The organism is Anaerobium acetethylicum (assembly GCF_900096945.1).
Lineage (GTDB): Bacteria > Bacillota > Clostridia > Lachnospirales > Lachnospiraceae > Anaerobium > Anaerobium acetethylicum.
In genome coordinates this window covers 73,131-93,783 of the sequence record NZ_FMKA01000013.1, presented here as the reverse complement: position 1 = coordinate 93,783, position 20,653 = coordinate 73,131, and the positions used below count along the sequence as shown (strand labels likewise).

Genomic DNA, 20,653 nt, shown 5'->3' with positions numbered 1-20,653 from the left:
GATGTTTTTTTGCAAGACCTTTTTGTAGGTATGCTTATTTTCTCCGACACCATCACAAGAAGACCTATCATTTCATTGTGAATTCTCCCCAATATCAAAAAAATAAATCTTGCCAAAAGCCTCCAAGTCCCAGAAGTCCTAAAATTTCTTATTCGAAAGAAATTTTAATTTTTTTCTGTCTTATTTCAAGGTTTTCCAATGCCATACTTATCGTTTCTTTTGATCTATCCTCAACTTTTGCTAAAAGTTCCTGGCTGACCCTGCTTTCAATCTTCTGTTTTTCCTGCTCTACAAGGTGGTTATCCAGCGTGTTATCATTTGTGTCCGACCACTCCAGGAAGCCTAGAGACTTTTTATAACTAGTCTTTTCTATATCCTTAACAGTATTACTCTTTATAAATGCTTTACTTAGAACAACCTCAACCTTATCTTTTTTTATCTTCACATCTTTCAGTTTACAGGCTGCTACTATCGATCCTGAAAACTTCACCAGCATTTTTTCAGACTTTATACCGCCTAACCATTCTGCATTATAATTTGTAACAATATCAGTATAATCATACCTCTCGTTAGAAATCTCGATACTTTTATCAACCGCCTGAACCATGGTGATTTTGCTCTTTTCCTTATTTAAAACAATTTCATTGTGTATACTTATCAGACACAGACCCCACAAAACAAGTGCAGCCACAATTGCAAATATCATATATTTAGGTTTACGTGATTTATTCATAGGCCACCTCTACTCTAGTGGAATCATTGTACAAAAGCTGTAGATCCTTAAGCTTTTCTTTGAAATTCTCTTCTGCATCTTCCTTTATTTTTTCTTTATTACTTTCTTTATACTCATTTATTTTGCCTTCAGCAAATTTGCGGTCATCTCCCTGCTGAAACTTACTTCCAAACAATGATGTAGATTCACTGAAAATTTCAATCCCGTACTCATCGTTACTCTCTTCATCTTTATTTTCAGACTCTTCTATTTTCTTTTCCTCTGTATATATAGTATCATCATTTATCAGTGCTCCCTCAAACATTGGCTCCGGTATAGTTATAAGATATGAACCATCTTCTCTTTTTTCACTTCTAATATCACTGAGATCGTAATAAACATTCACTGAAAACCTTAATATATAGGTCCTTTTCTTGTCACTATCCGTGTATTCATAAACATCTGCAACATTATTTTCCAATACATACAGCCTTTCTATGTCTTCAAAACTGCCAAGCACATAAGAAAATGTATTGTTTTTAGTTGTAAAAAAAGAAAATATGTCTACAATCTTATCCTTGAATATAAAAGTGCACAGGACAATAACCAGAATAGCTGCAACTACTATAAAACTGATTTGGTTAAATTTAAATTTGTAAAAGCCCGATGGTAAATCACTTCCATTTTCCACTGTGGTTTTTCTGTCACCGCCAACATTTCGGTTGCTGAATTTCATATCTTTTATGTCCCCCTATTTTCGTCTCGTATATAGTTCATCGCCATTTTGATTGTGTTCTATAAATCCTTATATGAAGCGGAAATCTCAGAACATGACTGTTGCCAAAACCCAGAAAACTAATCCCCAATATATCGTTTTCGGTAATATTCCCGAAAAATACGCGCAGTATTGATTGTTGGTTTTCAAATGTTGTGGCTATGTGAGAAGCTCTAATATAAGGCATGTAGCTCATCATATGATTGGTTTCTGATTTTGTTTATATCCAACTATAACTCCTGGTCAATACTGTTTAATTTTTCAAGCAATTTCAATATAGATCCACTCTTAAAGAAATCTAATAATGCCCCATCGCAAAAGCGCTCTGCTCTGACAGCACCCATAATAAGCGCGAGCACACACTGTTCATTTAATATTGAAACGTCAGCATTCTTCATAGATTCCGTGCCCCATTCAATCCCGTTATCTTTTAGAATGTCACCATAGCAAGTAAGCTCCATACCTTTGTTTCTTTCTTCAAAAATATAAACGTCCTTGATGAAGTTGCAGACAATTTCCGAGTAATCCACAAAAGGCATCTGTACCGGATGCTCTGGCGTCCCATCGTTTTCTATATCGATAATCCATTCACCAATGCTACCCGACTGGATCATAGATATGTATTTTGTCAAAATATCAAAGTTACTCATCCTCGTCCTCCTCAGCGGTATCGTTAATACCAGATAACATCATAAAAATCCAAACTCATAAGTGAATGACCTTGGGATTTCTTTCCCATTCTCTGAGTTCCGGCGTCCAATACCTCGACCACGCTTTCATTTCTGCGTATTCAGGATGTTCAGGATTTAGCATGATCTCTCTGAAGTTTACAAAACCACCTACACCACCAACATCTTCCGGTGGTGTTTGTCCACTTGCTTCCAGTAGATACGGGAGCTCACCGTCATATTCTTCAATTACTCGAATCAGCTGAATGATATGTTCCCAGTTATCCCCCATGTCATAGGTATATAGCATTTGCTTATGCTCTGGTAAAAATTCTGCCAAGGTATGTCCTTCCATCAATACAGCACTTTGATCGTACTCCAGACCTTCCTCAGTAGGAACCAACCTAACTACCGTTTTTTTAGTCTTTTCATCAATAATAGCGAAATCATACAGGTGGTAGTTCTTCCAGTGAAAAACATACTGTAATACCTTGTGAAATCGGGCAAATTCCAAGTCAGCAGGAACGATGACCTTCCGCTCTGCCTTATATACTTCCAGATCAAGGCTTACCCTCAGTTCAAATGCACGACATTTGTATGCCTGCATGCCCGTTAGTTCTGTCAATGCATCAACCATCGCTTTATATGGATAGAAACTGTCATTTGTGTTGCCGGAATAGTTGACGATTCTATAATTTGATGAAGCTCCCACTGTATCACAGTACATTTTCTGAATGCCATTATATTCTCGTCCAACATGAAAGGCGCATTCCAGTCCTGCTCGTGTCACCCAGGCTGCTGTTTGTCTGTTGTTGTTTCGCACAAACTCCAATTCACCCGCCAGTCGCATATATTCATTTACAAGCTCAGGATTTAGATTCATTGAAAGAAGCGTGTTTACAATAGCAGCCTTCATCATTTTCTCAACATTTTTCAGTTCTTTCCGCTTAACCTGATAAATCGCTACTGTGAAGCGTGTAGCGTTATTTACCAGGACTAGCATATCCTCTGTTCTACGATTATCCCATACCTTGGTCCAATTTGCTGTCCATGTAAACAGAGGATTAATGGATCCGTCGATGGCTGGAATCTTTTCTTCCAGGGCATCCGCTAGTTTTTTAGTCAATGCAATTTGCATATTTTTCACTCCCTTATCAAATACTTCATTTCTGTTTCCGGGTTTTATGCTCATATCTGTAATCCGAATTCGCACCCTTTGCCTTGCTTATTCTGACAACTGATTTCAACGTATTATCTAGCATTCCCAGCTCTGCAATACTGGGATTAACCCCGACGCAAATCAGTGGGGTTAATCCAACGGTACCGAGTACATACCGGCTGGTGTTATCTTTGTTCTTTTCATAGATCCAGTTTGTTTATTGTAAAATGAAAATGTAGGAAGTTGCAATTACCTACAAAATGTAGGTGCAACAACCTACAAAAATGTTTTGCAATTACCTACAAAAATGTCTTGCAAAAAACAATCCAGTTCATATGTGTTCAACAAATCACACGAAAAATAGATAAATAAATGGACACTGCTAAAACAAAACAGTGTCCATTTATCACCTATGCCAAGAGTTTTCTACCCCTTCGTGTCCTAAACTTCCGTTTATTTTGTCTATAAAATACCTGCTTATATTATAACCCATGATTCGGATAATTAGTATGATTATGACAAAAATAACATATAATTTGTAATAACTGGTTTTGAAAGGTAGATTTTAACGGTTTAAACGTTTTTAAGCGTATAAAGATAGCTGCCTCCAGGCCGTTGTTGACAAGTCCCATTGTATATCACCTGAATTTATTCGAACTTTTTTCCAGTAATTTTCTTTATTGCATTGCAAAAGACCTCCCATTTCTTTGGAAACTTATTGTCTCCATGTTTCTCTATGGTGCCCGAGTCGCAGATTATCTCTATGCTCCATTGGGTCCCGTCGCAAATTCCAGGTTCTATGTATTTATCCTCCCAGGCCAACAGATCGGCTTCTTGCATCTGTTCAATAAACTTTACTGCAGTGGCTTTCCTTATCGTTTTGTAAATTGATACTTCTTCCATATCGTTACCACCATGGGTCCAGACTACTTTGAGGTTGATCAAATCAATTTCTGCATTGTAATAACCGCCAAAATATCCGCCGACTGATGCTTTTACGGCTTTTATCACATTGTATGATATCTTTTCATAACCTGATCCAACAGAACCTGGTTTTTCGGAACTCTCCAGACCAGACTCGGCATGCATTTCTTGATTTTTCTTCAAAATAATTCCTCCCATCACTCTCTGTTACTTTTGCTATATTTCTGCAATTTCCCAGATTTCCATTTTCAATGATTGCAATCTTTAATGTTGAGTTTTGAATTAATCTATATGCAATCACTTGCCTTTTCTTTTATATCGTCAAACTATAAAGTTATAAGATTCATCCACAACTTCTATATCTTTAATACATTTCCCGCTTCATTGACCAATAGAAATCTAATCCCACTGTTCTTAATTTGAGGCAAACGACTCCATCTCGTTGCCAATTCCTTACTCTTATCAGAATGCGGGACTGCGACAGCTAACTCAGTAAAATTGCTATATCTTTCACAGGTCATCAATTGACCGATTGCTTCTCTCATCAATCCATACTCTGTTGATACTTTCCCTTTCGACAGGTTACCTTTTTTGCTTTCTACATATAGCACCTGATTGTCAGGTCTTCTAATGACCACATCACCCACACCAGGGTATGAATGAATGACAATTCTCGGAGCATAACCAGCTATACTATATGTGCCACGCCAAGAGTCTTCAGTGCTTATTCTTGTTAATCCGGCATCAACAAAGAATTTCTCTATATCAAAATGCATCATATTTCCCGTTTTAATTTGGGCACCATCAATTGCAACTTCTACATCTTCATTAGTTTTGCCCTGTTGCCCGACTGGATATAATGTAGAGCAATTCGTAGACTTACTTCTGCTTCTTGCATTTTTTTATTCAAAACAGCTTGTTAGTTCTTTTTCTAAGTTCTATAACGTCTGTTCCTTCTGGCATTTCAAATAACATTGTCATTTACTACCTCACGTATTAATTATACAATATTTCTCATCCATATCCTAAGAATGCTTTTCCCAATTCAATGACCATATTGCCACCATAATTCTTACTTTTTAGGATTGGTTTTTCCGTTTGTTACTATTGTGAGTGCAGTACTGGGTCAGTTTTACTTATAAATCAACAGGAGTTTCGTTACAAAGAACTATGTTATCCACTAGTGCAGGATTAAATTTAACCTTCAATGGTGGTGAAATTTAATCCTGCACTAGAATTTACTTTTTGAATTCAGCGACACTAAATGTGTTCATATTTAGCAATTATTGCTTTGGCTTCTTTATATATTTTCTCCGGGTTCTGCATGAATTCATCTACAATCTCTTTCTGAATCTTTGTCACGATCATGCCATTATACTTTGATTCTGGGTCTAGACAACGAATTCTTCCTGACTGCATTCGAATTCCACTGTAGTTTCTAAAAACATCTGAAAAAGTATTCCCACTTATCTCAGATTCTCTTTTTCTCAGAATGCTACTAATTCTTCGATAATTATCATCGATTTCCTTCGGAATCATATTCTTTGTTCTGAAATATTCTGCTACAAGTACAACAACTTCATCTCTATCCCATTTTTTCTGATTTTTGCTTTCGCTCATAATTACCACCGCTCTATCCCAGATTTTGAATCTTTTTCTTCTTCATATTATTTATCAGAAGAATCGGATCTTTTAAGTATTCTCTCATTTTATCAAACGAATCATACATCTCATCTTCATATTCTGCTTCTGTGGTATCAGCTAATTCATTATCTAAAGCACACTTATTTTGATTTTCAAAAGTCAATAACACTTCAATAGTATTCGATAAATCTAATGTTTTCATATTGTCAACAAGTCTTTCAAATTCATAAGCAAGCATTGCTCTATATATTGATTCATTTCTTCTTGCAAAACCGTTTTCCAAAAGAAATGATAAATTTCTCTCAACATCAGCAACATTTACTTTACTATAAAATTTTGCCCATTTATAGTAATTTAGATTTTCAACAATACTCTTGTGTTCATTTATAAATTCTACCATAATCGGATTAGGTTCTATCCATTCTTCTTTTTTATTAAAGGAATAGAATAAGCCATTCATATCATCAAATAATGCTCCAACAACATATCTTTTACATTTTGATTTTACAGTATTGCATATTTTATCACGATCACACTGAGCAATTTCATCCCATGATATATAGTTTCCATTAAGACTAATCATAGAATATTCATGTAAGATTTGTTCAAGCACACACTCTTTCTTATCAATCGTAATAGCCTTTTGTCTAATTCCATATTTTAAAATTATATTCCATGATAGTTCTATAATCCTCAAAAATAATACTCCCAAAGATATTCTTCCATATTCATCTATTTTATTAAAACTATCGATTATTGCTTTAAAGAACAGAAATTTATAACTTGTTTCATTAACCGAATGTGTGGAAAATAACCAATTAACTGTTTTCCACATTTCATCGTTTGATAATGTTCTTTTATCGTAAAAGCCTTCTTTCAAATCATATCCCATGTCTATAATCCTCTCTGTGCTTTCAAAATCTTAATCATAAGTTCTGGATTATCTAAATGTTCCTTGAGCATATTTTCTTTTGAAGTGTCACTATCATTGGATTCATTAGTCAACTGTAGGATTTGTTTATTTTGTTGTTCTGTTTCATTCGCAAGTAATGCCATTTCTTCTGCCTCAAACAACATTTCCAGAGTATTCATTTTCTGCGACTTGATAAATCTTAGTGAATCCATAACAGAGGAATAATCATATACTATATCATTACATTGATTTAATTCGAATGATTTATAATACATTTCTTTGGCATAATCCAGGTTTATATCATAATTCTTTTCAATCTCTGATAGCATGTCTAAATACGAAAAATTAACACCCCGTTTCAGCATTATCTCTAGATCATAATCCCGTATAATGCTTTCTTTGTATTCAATAGCTTCTACTACTGCACTATAATATGAAATAAATTCATCTGTATCCGGAAGATACATTAATCTTTGTGACAAATTTTCCAATTCCAGATTTGTCGTAATTGGAACTGACAAAGTACAATTTTTGAACTCATCCTTGTCATATAATCTACATCCCACGAACAACCCTTCCGAAGTTTTGCAAAAAAAGATATTAAAACCATCAGTTGCTTTATTTACAACTTTCATAAAAAAGAAGCAGCTCTTAACAGCGTCCACAAAACGAGATAAATCTACTGCGATGATTTTTGTTGATACTATTCCTTTATTAGTTCTTCTATTAACATCATTATATAAATATACCGAACCAACACCTTCTATAAATAATCGTTCATCAGAAGAATATATCTCTTGATCATTACCATGCAAGAATATGTATTTCTCAAGATCTTCTATTTGACCTTTGTCTCGAATTCCAATCAGACCCATACTGCTTAGGAGACATGTAATTTCTTCTGAAGTATAATCTATGATATTTGATAACAATTCATCCGTTGTGGTTGTCCAGTTTTCCAATACATTTTTCATAGGCACCATCACTTATTAATATATTTGTCGATTCCTTCTTTTAACGCATCTCCATCTTGTTCTTCATCAAAATGTCTTACATAATCAAATATCTGTTTTAAATAGCTTTCTTGATCAATACACTGATCCACAAACTCTTCATGCAGCACTTCTAATCCACCCAAAAAATACGAATTATAAATTTTCATATTATCACTAATAAATTGTTTCTCTTCCTTTGTACTTTCTGCAAATGTAAAGGCTCTATAAACTCTTTTTTCTAAATCAGGTTCCGAATCAACATCTAACAACATCAATGTTTGATATATAAATTTTAACTGTGCGCGCCTTTCTTTAAATACATCTGCTATCATGCCCGCTTCGCCACTAACCGAATTATCTATTACACCTTTTCTATTATACTGATATCCAATCATAGGACATAGTATATAAGCATCTATGTATGCATTAAATATTTTAAAATTATTATGTTGATCTCTATCTGGTACATTTCCCGCCAATTCACATAAATCTTTCCAGTAATTCGCATGTTTCCCTGTGATTCTAAAGCTACTGTCAAACATATTTCTTCCTCCCGGTCTATCTGAAATGTGTAGATGTATCAATTTCTTTACCATCTGCATCTTTGTCTTTTTCGATTTTATAGCTTTTACCAACATGCTGGTTTAAGTTATTCGAAGCGTATTCCCAATCTTTCTGCATGATAGCCATAATTACCTGATTGGCTGTTTGTGGTAATATTTTACAGATATTATCAATATGTATTTCATCTACGTTTGAAAAAGGAGCATCCATTACAAGTGGATAAACTTGTCCTAACTTCATATCTGCATCATCCAAGATTTTATCTTTCGCCATTGAAACAAGGCTTGCAATAAATGCAAAACTCTTAACTGCTTTTAACCCATCAGATTCCTCTGTAGTAATATCACTGTATTTAACACGATATTTATCATCAATCACTATTGACCTCTCACCATGATACATTTTCTTAAAGTTATCATTTACGCGAATCTGCAATTGTTCTCTGACAATTTCTTCTTTTCCTTTATATGTTTCAAGGAGCCAATCGTATACTTTTTGTGAGTACGAAATGAATCTTGCCACTCTTGTATTTTTTGTACTACTTTTTGCATATTTATCTATTGCCATCTCACAGTTCTTTATGTTTGTATCACATCCACCAATACTTGCAACAAGTGAATCATAATCCTGCTTTGCCTCTATATATTTTGTATGTGCATCTTTTCTATCCGCTTCTATTTTCTTTGCATCTGTATCATCCAATATCAATTCTGATTGTTTTTCTAAATCATCTGTTAATCCACCAATTCTCCTTACAATATGTCGAATATCTTTATATTTTTCTTCCATGTTGCTCTTATAATCTTCTGTTCCTGCAAGATATCCTTCAGCCTTTGATTTGTATGTTTGAACCGCTGAACTTAATACTTCTGGTGGTAATATCCGTCTTTCTTCCATAACTTTTTCATAAGGAATAGTCCCCTTATCCAATTTTGTTCCACAGATACAATGGCCTCTTTTAACAAGAAAATCTATAGCCCCTTGTTCCATATCAGGTACACATTCTACATTTTGTTTTGTTCCCTTGAGCAAATCCAATGACCTTAACACTTCATTTATTGCAGGCATACCAAAATAAGCAAACGCTCTAAATTTTGGATCACTGAAATAATTCACCATATCCTTCTTAGCACGTTCAAGTTTGGATTTTTCAGAACATAAAGTTGATTCTATCCTATCACGCTCTTTTTTCGCTTGTTTTACCTGATCAATATTACTTTTTGCAAGCTGTGCATTAAACTCAGCTTCTTTGGATTTCCAGTACTCCATTTGCTTTTCTGCATTATTTTTCTCATCTACTACCTGTTCTCTCTTTTTCATATATGTTCCCAGACTGTCTTTTGCTTTCTGGGCGTTAGCATCTCCAGATGTATCTATGCTATTCTCAAAGCTCTTTACTACTTTAGATAAATGTGTACTTGCGTTTTCAAGAACATCCAGTCTCATTAATCCTCGTACTGCTTTTGATAAATCTGTTCTGTTAGCAATTCCAGAAATACGCTCACCACCAAAGAAGAAGTAATCTGCTAAATCTTTAGGTAACACTCGATCCATTGATTCACTAATATTGGATTGATCAATAGGAGTTTTGGTTTGTCCATCACTTTGCAGATACTCTAAAGAAAGAATCTCTTCCGGCTTTTTATTTAGTGTCACATTCCACTTACCTCCATCTGAAATTCTTTCATTACAAAGATATTTAAATATTTTTTTGATTGTATAAACCTTTTCATCATGTGTAAATGTTACCGCCACCCAGACATCCTGAATATCACCAACCTGCATATTGTCGCGAATGTCGCTATTCAAAAGAATAGGATCTTCAAAACCATTTTTTCCATAAAGACACCATTCAAACGCTCTAACAATAGTGGTTTTACCAGATGTATTTACACCAATTAAAACTGTAACATTTTTATCAGGATCAGTAGAAAATTCAATTTTCTGGTAACCGATATACTGTCTAAAATTATACATTTCCAACTTATTAATGATCATTTCTTTTCTACCTCCTTCATTATCATATTCTTAATCTTTTCTTCCATTGCAGGATTCGATTCTTTCCTTACAATATTGTCTGTTTCCATTTCTAGAATACGCAATTTGATCGTATCTAATTTTTTTTCATCCAAATTCTGTTCCATCAATATCCTCCTCCAAATCATCTGTGGTGATTCTATATGCAATTTCAATGTCATTTATTAATTCATCTGAATCTCTAGAATTAAGAGATATTTCTCCAAATTCTTTAATTCTGGCTAGTTCACGTTTTGCAAGTGCTCTTTCACAATTATAATCAACACTAAATTCATTTGCTTCATCCAACGGCTTTACTAAAGTTATAAAATCATATATCACTGCATATGGTTTGTCCTTTGCTAGTCTTAAAACTCTTCCTCTACGCTGAATATATTCTTTTGGATTTGTTGTACTCGCTAAAATAAATGCAGTTTTTATACTTGGTATATTTACGCCTTCATCCAGACATTTAATTGCTACTATAGCTTGATAGGGATCTGCCATAGCAAACTTTCTCTTAATCAGTTCTCTCTCTGCAGCAGATTCGTTGGATGTAAAGTGTGTTACTTTCATTCCCAACTCATTGCCTAATATCTTTGATACGGCAACAATTTGTCTTTCACCATCATCATCTCTGATATTTTCTTCCTCATCAGATTCGAAATCTCTTACACGTGTTGCACCACAATATACAAGAATGTGCGTAGCATCTCTATAGTCTTCCATGATATTCCGTAATTCTGTTAGTTTATTCTTTGCTCCTGCAACTATTCTGGCTCTTTGTAGCAAAAGCATTTTCCCTCTTTCTGTAATCTTGATTTTTCCTTTCTTGTCCGCGTGACACTCTTTTGATATTTTATATGAAATATCTTTATAATCTTCAATCTCGTCTTCATCAAGATAAACAACTAGCGGGTGATAATAGTAAGGTGTTAGTTTTCCTTCGTCTATCGCACGTTTCAAGTTGTATTCAATACATTTGTTTCCAAAATACATTTTTAGGCAGTCAGTACCTTCTTCATCTCCATGTCTATCTAGTGTTGCTGATAATGCCAATCTATAATCTATTGAAGGGTATAACTTATTCCGTAATGTATTAGAACCAAAGTTATGCGCCTCATCAACAAGCAATAAAGTATCTTTTCCAAGATTACTCATTTGCTCCGTAACAAATTTTGACGAATATGTAGCATTTGTTGTTACAAAGCAAAGTGTATCAATTACCCCAATGGAATAATCAAAGATATCATCTTCTAAGCGTTTTTTCCAATTTTTTTGCTTAGATGCTGAATATCCGATTATTGGGTTCAAATTGAAAAGCTCAATATCTTCAACCCATTGTTCAACTAAATGCTGGTAAGGACACACAATAATAATTGCTAATCTGCCTTTATCCTCGTACAACCTTGCTGCTGCACCAAGCCCTGTATATGTCTTACCTGTACCTGTTGCCATATCAAATATTCCTTGATAATCTTGTGCAGCCCACTTGTCGATTGCTTCCTTTTGATAGTTTCTTAGTTCAAATCCATCAGGAATATGTGGTATTCCTTTTTTTAACTTAACTTCTTCAATTTTTTCTTCTTCATCTATATTATAATTAACCGATTCTTTACGGTTTACTTTTATTCGTTCTTTAATCACATCTGGAAATTCTATTATTTCAAGATTTTCATCATTGTTGTTCCATAAAAGATCAAAATCTTCTTTCATCTCTTCTGCATACTGCTTGGATTCTTCCCAAGAAGTAAACACAACAATTGATTCATAATTATTATAAAATGCATTTATTGTCTCGTTCAGTGATCCAGTAAATACTATTTTATTACCGTCTTTATCTTCAACGATTCCGACTTTTTCATGGTACATCCCTGTAGACTTATTTGGTGGCGTAAATGCAACCTTTATTTCAAGATGACCTTTTTCAATAAGATGAGCCAACAAATTCAACCTCTCTTCTTGAAAGTAATTTTCCGGTTCCTTATACTCTCTTAATAAAGCATCTTCTATAATTTTTTTTTCCTCATATCCTTTATTGATTGCCTCTACATCTTCTTTGCTTAAATATGGAGATACAATAAACTGTATCTTTCCTCCATTTTTTACAATCCCCGATAATCCCTTTGACAATTCAATCAAGGCTGTTGATGAAAAAAATCCAACAGACCTTTGGTATAAAACAGCCTCTTGCAATACCGGGGTGTAGAATTCTCTCACTATATTGTTTTTATAAGTCTTATAATGTTTTAATAAAGACAATTCTGTGAATGACATCCCATCACCTCCGCTTCCATGTTAGTCTACAATTTGGAACTCCATACCATTCAATACCTTCGTTACATCATACTCATTGATCTGTATACATACTCCGCAATACGCTTTATCTGTAACAGGTGTTGGAACAATTTTGCATTCTATTCCAGCTTCTTTAATCTTTTCTTCTGCTTCAAAAACATCGCTAGTACTGTAAAACACTATATGCATATTCTCACCTACAATCATTCAACACATTAATTAATGTGTCAATTTCCTCCATCGAATTCAGGTAATTTAAACTGAATCTAACAACTCCCGTTTCGACTGTTCCTAATGCTTCATGTGCTAAAATAGCGCAGTGGATTCCACCACGACTACATACACCGTTTTTATCCAAAACCTTAACTACTTCACTTGATTGAACTCCAGCTACATTTATACCTACTGTACTTACACGTTCAAAGTTCTTATCATAAATAATAACATTACTCAGTTTTTCCAACTCCGATAACAGGTACCGCATCAGTGCATGTTCCTTATCTTGAATTACCGTAAAATTATCAATACAATAACCAATTGCACTGTTTAACGACCATATTGCTGGCATATTAAGTGTCCCCGCTTCATATCCTTCTGGAAAAACATCAGGATTTATATAGGAATCTCCCAAAATCCCTGTACCTCCTTGAATCAATGGTTTCCAATCCGGTTTATTTTTACAACAGAGTCCACCTACTCCCGGCAATGCCATAAGATCTTTATGACCTGTAAATGAAAGATAATCGATACTATCAGAAGTTATTGAAATTTTAATTTTTCCAGCTCCTTGAGATGAATCAACAAAGGTGGTAATACCTTTATCCTTCATATGCTTCAGTAAATCTTTGGAATAAACAATTCTCCCAGTTAAGTTGCTTGCTAAAGTTGTGCAAAACAGCTTTGTATTACCTTTTGCGTATTTCTTAACTATTTCATCTGGAGAAAGATTTAGATCTTCCCTGGTAATAACAGAATATGTGATTCTGCCTTCTTCATGTAATTTATGTAATGGACGTAAAACTGAATTGTGTTCATAACAGGTAATAATTACATGATCATTTTGTTTTAAATAACCCTCAAAAAATAAATTAATTGCTTCAGTAGAATTCTTTGTAAAAAGCACATTGGCATTATCCATTCCGAAATAATTGGCTATTTTTTTCCTGGTCTTATAAAGCATTCTAGACGCTTCAATTCCCAGTTGATAACTTCCTCTTCCAGGACTTACTCCCACTTCTCTCACATAATATTCAAATGCCTTATATACTTCTTCAGGTTTATATTTAGTTGTCGCGGCATTATCAAAGTAAATCATTAACTTTCCTTCTTTCCTGCAACTTTGTCACATATAATACATCCATTATAGAACTTGGCAATGCATTTTTTACAATGCTGACATTTTGCTTCATCTATTTTATATTTTCCATGAATGGTATCTATAGCTCCATGTGGACAAACCGAATCGCATGCTGAGCACCGGATACAAAACTGATATTTTCGCATTTGACATTTAATTCTGTTTACCAAATTTGTTACATCAATTCTTTCTTCTGGAAGAACTTTTATAACATTTGTACCATAGGTAATAATAAGTTCAAAGCACTTTCGATATTCTCCAGTTTTGTCATTATCATACACCTGAATATATGTTGCATCTTTTTTCTCAACTATTTTTAGATCGCCAAACGGTTTAAGCAATTCCAAAACATCGATATTTAATTTCTTGTCAATAATGATATTTCTCGCCGTATCAGAAAGATTGCAAGCTGTATCCATAATCGTAACATTCTTTACTTTTAAGCCACTTGCACCCCTTCTTGTTTTCCATCTTCCTTCTTTATAATAATCATCCGGATCTGTCTTTCCAGTTTTTATTGCGAAAGCATAAACCATTTCTTTCCATTTCTGCATATCATCCGGATAGTATATTTCTGTCAACATCATTGACCAATCCGAGTTATTAGGACAACACCAACATCCTACTCTTTTATAACCATACTGATAACAGTCATTTATTATCAAATTCTTATATAAAATATAAAGCCACACATCATAATCAGTCCATTCAATTATTGGCATTGCATTTATCTGTGATGAAATCTTCGAATGCTCTTGTGTTCTTTCATATCCTTTACGTGCTAACGACTCGCTATGACGAATTCCAAGAAATGAAAGACTATTTCCTGGCAAGTTCTCTAATTCCTTATTTAAATTACTTGTTTTAAAAATTGTACAACACCATCGCTCATGTTGACTTGGTGGTCCGAATACTTTAGCTAATTTAAAGAAATCATTTTCTGTTTCACTTGGTATCATTGGAACCATCCGATTTTCTTGTTTAAACTTTTGAGTTACATACTCATATGTTTCTCTAAATTCAAGAGTTGTATCACCAAAGAAATGAATAACCGTATTATCTTGAAGCGCATCTCTTACAATTCTGCTTACTACAGTTGAATCTTTACCTCCAGAAAATGAAACTGTCGGTATATACTTATTATCTTCATATTTGCCTGTTGAAAATTCTGTATAAGTATCAAGCACATATTTCTCTGCCTCAAAAACCAGACCTTTAATATATGCTTCATTTGCTTTTACAACACCCATATATGCGGAATAATCACGTTCAACTTCTATATCATTTCGTAATTCCTCCGCATACTTTAGATGTTCATTATTTTTATACCATTCCACATATGATATTCTTTGTACCTCTCCATCGAACAGATATCTACTGGAGCCAAAATACCATATTTGTTTGTCAGTTAAATCTCTACCCACAATTTTGCTTAGTAATTTACGTTCTTGTAAAAATACAGGATTGCAGATTGATCCTTCTGACAACTTTTTCAACCTTCCACTACAAGAAAGTTCGTGTGACTTTTTGTCAAACACTGGTTCCTTGCATTTATCGCACCAGTAGATCATTTTCATATCTCCATCCTTACATAATTTCAGAAAACAGTCTTGTTAATACCTGCATCTTTTCCTCATAACTTATCGATTCCCCAAAATTTTCAATCGTTGCTTTCATTTTATTAAACATCATTTGACTATTTGCTGATAATTCGGTTTTATTAAATTGCGTGATTTTTTCTTCTTCATCACCGGTACTAATAGTAATCTTGATTTCATCACTACCAACCGTATCCTGCACCACATAATTATTAAGCTGCGCCACCATTTTTGAAAAAGCCTCATAAAAATCTTCAACTTTTGAATCATTCCAATATTCTATTTCAAATCCAGTTACTATCTTTCCAAGCTCTTGTATAGCATCGTCATCACGCATATTTGGATTCATGTTTCCTAAAAAGTCTAGCACTACGCTTGTCTGAAAATCAAATGATTTAAACCGTTTTTCCTTCCAATCAGCTTCATATACTCTAGTTAATTCTCCAGCGATAGATGTTTCACTATCTATGTCCAACACTGTGCGTATAGCTTTTTCTAGCGTATCTATCTGCAAATTGATCACATTTTCTAATTCAAATATAACATTTTTAATTAAGAAAACTAACTCCTGCATGTCTCCATTCAAATTTGGCAGTGTTTCAAAGAAAAATCTATTATAATCTTTATAGGTAACACTCATAATTTCTCTATAATGCTTTGCCCCGTCCGAAACATATCTTTCAGTAGTTCTTGCAGCTTTGGATATGGCTACAAAATGCTTATTCATAGCTGCAAATAGTTCTTTTAATCTATTTTTTGCAGATTTATCTATATATTTGCTAAATATTTCTTCAAGACCACAAATATATTTTAATTGTTCTTGTGTCCAATCACAGATGTAAAGATTATAATCTTCAGGATTCTCAAGTGCCTTAAGCAATTCATCTTCGCAGTAATCATGCTCAGAACCATGAAAATATATTGAAATATTTTCATACTGTTTCAATTCATATGCTAAAAGTACAGGTATATAGCCATCTCTCAAACCATATGGTGGCTTTTTCAATTTGTCATACAATTCAAAGAAGGACACTTGTCCCTTAACACAGCGCTCTAAAAATTTATCTAGTTCAAGTTTGACTAGTTCTCCAGCATCCCTTCCTGATGGTAATTTATTAATCACTCCAGCGGTATCATCTGGATAAATTCCATTTTTAGATAAGACAGAACGTAATACTGAATGTTCCGGCGAAAGCAATGAACAGTTATCTAAAATATTCTTATCATTCATAATATATGAAAGAGCTTTTCCTCGCGCTTGCTTAATTGCTCCTGAAATAAAATTCTTATTTATCAAATCATTGTTAACAATTATCGTATCTGGATAACTATTCATCATAATTTCTGATGCAATCTGGCATAAATCACTGCCTCTATTCACATCATATTTTCTACCATGTGCAATAACAGAGATTCCTTTATCATCAATATTTTTCCATCTGGAAATGATCTCTTCTACAATTCCTCTTTGTTCATCCAAATAAAGTGTTAGTTCCTTTTCAACTGTAGGATCATCTCGCATCAGTTCTTCTCTTATAGAAAAAAAATATTTTGTTGCTACATATCGCTTAATCTCATTCAGTATCTCTGTTGCATTTTGATTTACAATCAAAAGTGTACGCTCAGGAATATTCTCAGAGTTTTCGTAATCTTTTAGTTCAAATTGTGAATCTAGAACAAATGCTGCTATCCCATCATAATATTTTGGTGCCATTCGTATAAAAGTTTTTTTACTGAAGTCACTCTTTTGCGCAAATACTGGCAGAAAAATTCGGTTCATGTGAAACACATAATTATAATCATATGGGTACATTACAAAATTTGAGAACTCTTCATTTAATATTGAAACTGCAGCCTCATCAGTTATTGAAGGAATTCTCTCTTCTATCATTGTATCAAAGTCATATATACTGCTATCAAGGAAATCATAATACCCGTACTGACGCATGTACTTTATAATCTTGCGCTTCTCTAAATTATTAATTGCAGCTTGAATGTATTTTTTATTATCATCAATCACATCAACAATTGTATTTTCTTCAGCCGCCAGTGTACCTGCATCCCCGATAATATAGATTACCGCTATCACTTTTAATATTTTAATTTCTAATGAATTTTCTTCAGTATTGCCCAATTTATTTATAGCAAACTGATACTTCTTATAAATATCCCTTGCTTCACCCGTTCTATATGAGCAGATATTCTCTTCAAAATAGTCATATATTGCATCCAATCCCACAAAATGGAATTCATTCTCATCCATCTTTTCTAACTGCGTGAATAAAGAATTATCCTCATCGCTCGCAAGATATGTAAAGAATGTTCTTTCATTCTGAGCTACCTTTTTTGATAATCTATCCAATGCATACAACGTGATTGGATGTAATGGAAATCCACCTTCAAACGGATTGACGTTTTCCACTTCGGGCGGTATTAAAAATCCCTTAAAATCATATGCCTGATTGTATATTTCATTTAACTCAGCTTGAAACTTTTTCTTAAATCCATTCCAAATTTTAGTTTTTGGAATAATATGAGGAATTAATGATAAGCACTGATCATATTTAATATTTATTGATGTTGACTTGAATCTACCCTCAATCTTCTTCCACTCATCGCTTAATGACTTTTTCATTTTATCTGTGTAGAGCGAAAGCTGCTTATGTGAAACCAATATCAAATAATCATCATAATCAGAATGATCACAAAACTCTGCTATGTCCTGAACATCCTTAACACGAATATTTTCTCCTGCATCCTCTATGTATCTTCCAAACTCATCAAAGACAAAAACAATACCTCTGTAATCATCTTTTATCAGGTCATTTGCCAGAGTAATATTATCTAATAAATTTCCTGCTTCACTGACAAATTCTGCACCAAAGGTCATTGCTTTAAAAATCATTGCAAAGCTTTTTTCACTAGTTGAATCATAGCTTTCTAACCCTCTGCATAATTCATCTAAATTCACATCGTTTGAAGCACAAATCTCTTCTAATCTTTTAACTGAATCTTCCCCATTTTTCCACTTGTTAATTAGAATCAAAGCATCATCAAAGTAGCTTTTGAAACATATGTTGATTTTATTTCGTTCCAATTCTTTTTTCAAAGAGAAAGTGATACACTTATCGAACGCATCAAAATTAGCGTAGATAGGTACAACTAAATATGGTTTTTCTTCTTCAACAAATCTCTGAATATCTTTTGCTAAGGATTTATCATATTTTGAAATTGCGTTTAAAAACTCTTTTAGTCCTTTTCCATCTGTATTAATGTGTCCTAATAAGTCGCTTAACACAGTTAAAAGATGTGACTTGCCTGTTCCATATGAACCATAAAGAATTCGTGAATGCATTTTAGCATTTTGATTGATTATCCCCATTAAATACTCACGAAGAATCTCCGTTGTTGTGATATTAGGAATAAAATCAGCCAGCTTTTCTTCATCTTTCATATCAAAGCAAATATTCGCCGAGTATTTATATTGTCTCTTTTTTGTTACCAAACTTCTATAACTCATATTTATCGTTCCTTATCAGTGTAATATTTTTTTATCAAGCTTTTGTAGTCATATCCATTAAACTCGATAAATCTATTTCCAAAATTATTATTTAAGTTGATGTACTTCTTATTTTCTGCTTCCATTAACATATCTAAAAGTCTAGAATACTTTAAATTAAAATACTTACCGACCTGATTCTTACCTTCCATTAACCTGTCAATATTAACCTGATTTCCATTTTTACTGGCTATAAAGTTGTCCATTGCAATTGCATAAATTAATATTTCCAATGGTATTTCTTTCTCTGTCAGCAATCTTTTCTCAATAATTGTCTTACCTTTAGTTTGAAGTATTTTTAACGGAGCAAGAAATGGATATGTATCCTCATCCATAATGCTTTTTTTATCGAAATTGCTATCGCCAATATATGTGTTTTTCAAACAATTGAATTCTTTTTCAACAGCATCTTTTTTTATCTTCATTCCATTTACTGCCAAATATGCATGGAAACCCTCAACAAATTGAGTTTTTGTAAAGCTGTTTGCAGAATATTCATTAAACATCCAATACCATGCAGTTGCATTCTCTTTATTTAGTGCCAGGTTTCTGTGCATTAAAAGCAGAGAACCTTGCCTCTGAAAATACAAATCATATTGCTTAATTTCGTCATAAATTGGTTCTGGAATTAATTTGATTCCACCTTGAGTTTTTTCTTCTTCAGTTAGTTGCATTGCCTCTGACCAATATCTCAATGCTTTTATCATAATTCTACCCAGACCAACATTGTCTATCGCATCCTGTTCCTTACTTGGTGTAAAAATCATATCATCCGCTTCAACCGCTCGAATAATTTTTGTTCCCCAGCCACTTCTCATATAGAAGCTACCATGTTTATTTACTACCATTGCTCTTCTCCTCTTTCTCAAATCTCATAATGTCACCAATATTGCAATCCAGATATGTACATATACGTTCTAATACATTCATTGAGACTTGTTCTTCTTTTCCCATTTTAGCAATGGTTGTAGAACTAATGTTCAATTGCTCTGTTAAATCTTTTTTCTGTAGGTTTTTGTCAATTAGGATTTTCCATAATCCGTTATATGAAACAGCCATACTATATACACCTTTCTACGTCTATAACACATTAATAACATTTAGTAAATAGTATAGCATAAATCCTCCTTTTATCCCATTAAAATCTTTACTTTTCTAAAGATTCCCTTTATCATAATAAACAACATTTCCCTGTTAATAATAATCCAGTTTTGTAAGCATTTTTGTAAAGCGAAAAACTAATTCAGTTTCTACGTTACACTTTAAGTTCTTTAGCTCCGCCTGATTAAACAATTCCCGATAATGAATTATTCTATGCTCTAATAACCTATTGGGTTTCAAAATCAAAGAAATCATATACAGTATTGCTAAAGATTTCATCAGCAAACATTGCTTTTAAAAATCATTGTACTACCTCAAAGAAGATTACCCGGATAATTGAGATCAGAAAATTGTTGATACTTGTTAAGCA

Annotated in this window: 20 protein-coding genes; all 20 read right to left on the bottom strand. The window is 33.5% G+C overall.

The genetic code is table 11. The features are described 5' to 3' along the window. Positions 1 to 148: 148 nt before the first annotated feature. The 20 genes from BJR36_RS11300 to BJR36_RS11215 all read right to left on the bottom strand — a co-directional run bounded on the left by BJR36_RS11300 (position 149) and on the right by BJR36_RS11215 (position 20,241). The gene (locus BJR36_RS11300; protein ID WP_091234231.1) at positions 149 to 733 is read right to left on the bottom strand and encodes a hypothetical protein; all 585 of its coding nucleotides are present in this window, start codon (positions 731 to 733) and stop codon (positions 149 to 151) included. Beyond that, positions 726 to 1,448 (bottom strand): DUF4230 domain-containing protein, encoded by a 723-nt coding sequence (locus tag BJR36_RS11295; protein ID WP_091234228.1) that lies wholly within the window; start codon positions 1,446 to 1,448, stop codon positions 726 to 728. The genes BJR36_RS11300 and BJR36_RS11295 overlap by 8 nt, the downstream gene beginning before the upstream one ends. A gap of 269 nt (positions 1,449 to 1,717) precedes the next feature. Beyond that, entirely contained in the window at positions 1,718 to 2,137 is a 420-nt protein-coding gene (locus tag BJR36_RS11290; protein WP_091234226.1) for a DUF6508 domain-containing protein, read from the bottom strand. Between the two features lie 55 nt (positions 2,138 to 2,192). Further along, the gene (locus BJR36_RS11285) at positions 2,193 to 3,347 is read right to left on the bottom strand and encodes a plasmid pRiA4b ORF-3 family protein (protein WP_139133544.1); all 1,155 of its coding nucleotides are present in this window, start codon (positions 3,345 to 3,347) and stop codon (positions 2,193 to 2,195) included. Next, positions 3,319 to 3,522: a DUF1643 domain-containing protein gene (locus BJR36_RS21150; protein ID WP_139133547.1), complete on the bottom strand. Its 204-nt coding sequence runs from the start codon at positions 3,520 to 3,522 to the stop codon at positions 3,319 to 3,321. The genes BJR36_RS11285 and BJR36_RS21150 overlap by 29 nt, the downstream gene beginning before the upstream one ends. Before the next feature lie 440 nt (positions 3,523 to 3,962). Then, positions 3,963 to 4,421, bottom strand: a complete 459-nt coding sequence (locus BJR36_RS11280; protein WP_091234220.1) for a hypothetical protein — start codon at positions 4,419 to 4,421, stop codon at positions 3,963 to 3,965. Between the two features lie 173 nt (positions 4,422 to 4,594). Beyond that, the gene (locus BJR36_RS11275) at positions 4,595 to 5,017 is read right to left on the bottom strand and encodes a hypothetical protein (RefSeq protein ID WP_139133543.1); all 423 of its coding nucleotides are present in this window, start codon (positions 5,015 to 5,017) and stop codon (positions 4,595 to 4,597) included. 481 nt (positions 5,018 to 5,498) lie between these two features. Beyond that, a complete protein-coding gene (locus tag BJR36_RS11270) occupies positions 5,499 to 5,858 on the bottom strand; it encodes a hypothetical protein (RefSeq protein ID WP_091234214.1) in 360 nt (119 codons plus the stop codon). A gap of 13 nt (positions 5,859 to 5,871) precedes the next feature. Then, complete coding sequence (locus BJR36_RS11265) at positions 5,872 to 6,774, bottom strand: hypothetical protein (protein WP_091234211.1); 903 nt, start codon at positions 6,772 to 6,774, stop codon at positions 5,872 to 5,874. 2 nt (positions 6,775 to 6,776) lie between these two features. After that, positions 6,777 to 7,769 (bottom strand): hypothetical protein, encoded by a 993-nt coding sequence (locus BJR36_RS11260; protein WP_139133542.1) that lies wholly within the window; start codon positions 7,767 to 7,769, stop codon positions 6,777 to 6,779. Positions 7,770 to 7,777: 8 nt separating this feature from the next. After that, complete coding sequence (locus BJR36_RS11255) at positions 7,778 to 8,332, bottom strand: hypothetical protein (protein WP_091234204.1); 555 nt, start codon at positions 8,330 to 8,332, stop codon at positions 7,778 to 7,780. A 16-nt stretch (positions 8,333 to 8,348) separates the two neighbouring features. Further along, entirely contained in the window at positions 8,349 to 10,352 is a 2,004-nt protein-coding gene (locus BJR36_RS11250; protein WP_091234202.1) for an AAA family ATPase, read from the bottom strand. Then, positions 10,349 to 10,498: a hypothetical protein gene (locus BJR36_RS20320; protein WP_169823670.1), complete on the bottom strand. Its 150-nt coding sequence runs from the start codon at positions 10,496 to 10,498 to the stop codon at positions 10,349 to 10,351. Before BJR36_RS20320 ends, BJR36_RS11250 begins: the two co-directional genes overlap by 4 nt. Then, a complete protein-coding gene (locus tag BJR36_RS11245; RefSeq protein WP_091234200.1) occupies positions 10,479 to 12,647 on the bottom strand; it encodes a DEAD/DEAH box helicase family protein in 2,169 nt (722 codons plus the stop codon). Before BJR36_RS11245 ends, BJR36_RS20320 begins: the two co-directional genes overlap by 20 nt. 21 nt (positions 12,648 to 12,668) lie before the next feature. Continuing rightward, positions 12,669 to 12,875, bottom strand: a complete 207-nt coding sequence (locus BJR36_RS11240) for a putative Se/S carrier protein (RefSeq protein ID WP_091234197.1) — start codon at positions 12,873 to 12,875, stop codon at positions 12,669 to 12,671. Then, the gene (locus BJR36_RS11235) at positions 12,862 to 13,983 is read right to left on the bottom strand and encodes an aminotransferase class V-fold PLP-dependent enzyme (RefSeq protein ID WP_091234196.1); all 1,122 of its coding nucleotides are present in this window, start codon (positions 13,981 to 13,983) and stop codon (positions 12,862 to 12,864) included. The genes BJR36_RS11240 and BJR36_RS11235 overlap by 14 nt, the downstream gene beginning before the upstream one ends. Beyond that, complete coding sequence (locus BJR36_RS11230) at positions 13,983 to 15,602, bottom strand: phosphoadenosine phosphosulfate reductase domain-containing protein (protein ID WP_091234193.1); 1,620 nt, start codon at positions 15,600 to 15,602, stop codon at positions 13,983 to 13,985. Before BJR36_RS11230 ends, BJR36_RS11235 begins: the two co-directional genes overlap by 1 nt. A gap of 10 nt (positions 15,603 to 15,612) precedes the next feature. Further along, positions 15,613 to 19,077 carry a hypothetical protein gene (locus BJR36_RS11225; RefSeq protein WP_169823668.1) on the bottom strand — a complete coding sequence of 1,155 codons (3,465 nt, stop codon included), beginning with the start codon at positions 19,075 to 19,077 and terminating at the stop codon, positions 15,613 to 15,615. A 68-nt stretch (positions 19,078 to 19,145) separates the two neighbouring features. Continuing rightward, positions 19,146 to 20,030 carry a DUF4007 family protein gene (locus BJR36_RS11220; RefSeq protein WP_091234188.1) on the bottom strand — a complete coding sequence of 295 codons (885 nt, stop codon included), beginning with the start codon at positions 20,028 to 20,030 and terminating at the stop codon, positions 19,146 to 19,148. Continuing rightward, complete coding sequence (locus BJR36_RS11215; RefSeq protein WP_091234186.1) at positions 20,017 to 20,241, bottom strand: helix-turn-helix domain-containing protein; 225 nt, start codon at positions 20,239 to 20,241, stop codon at positions 20,017 to 20,019. Before BJR36_RS11215 ends, BJR36_RS11220 begins: the two co-directional genes overlap by 14 nt. Positions 20,242 to 20,653: the final 412 nt, after the last annotated feature.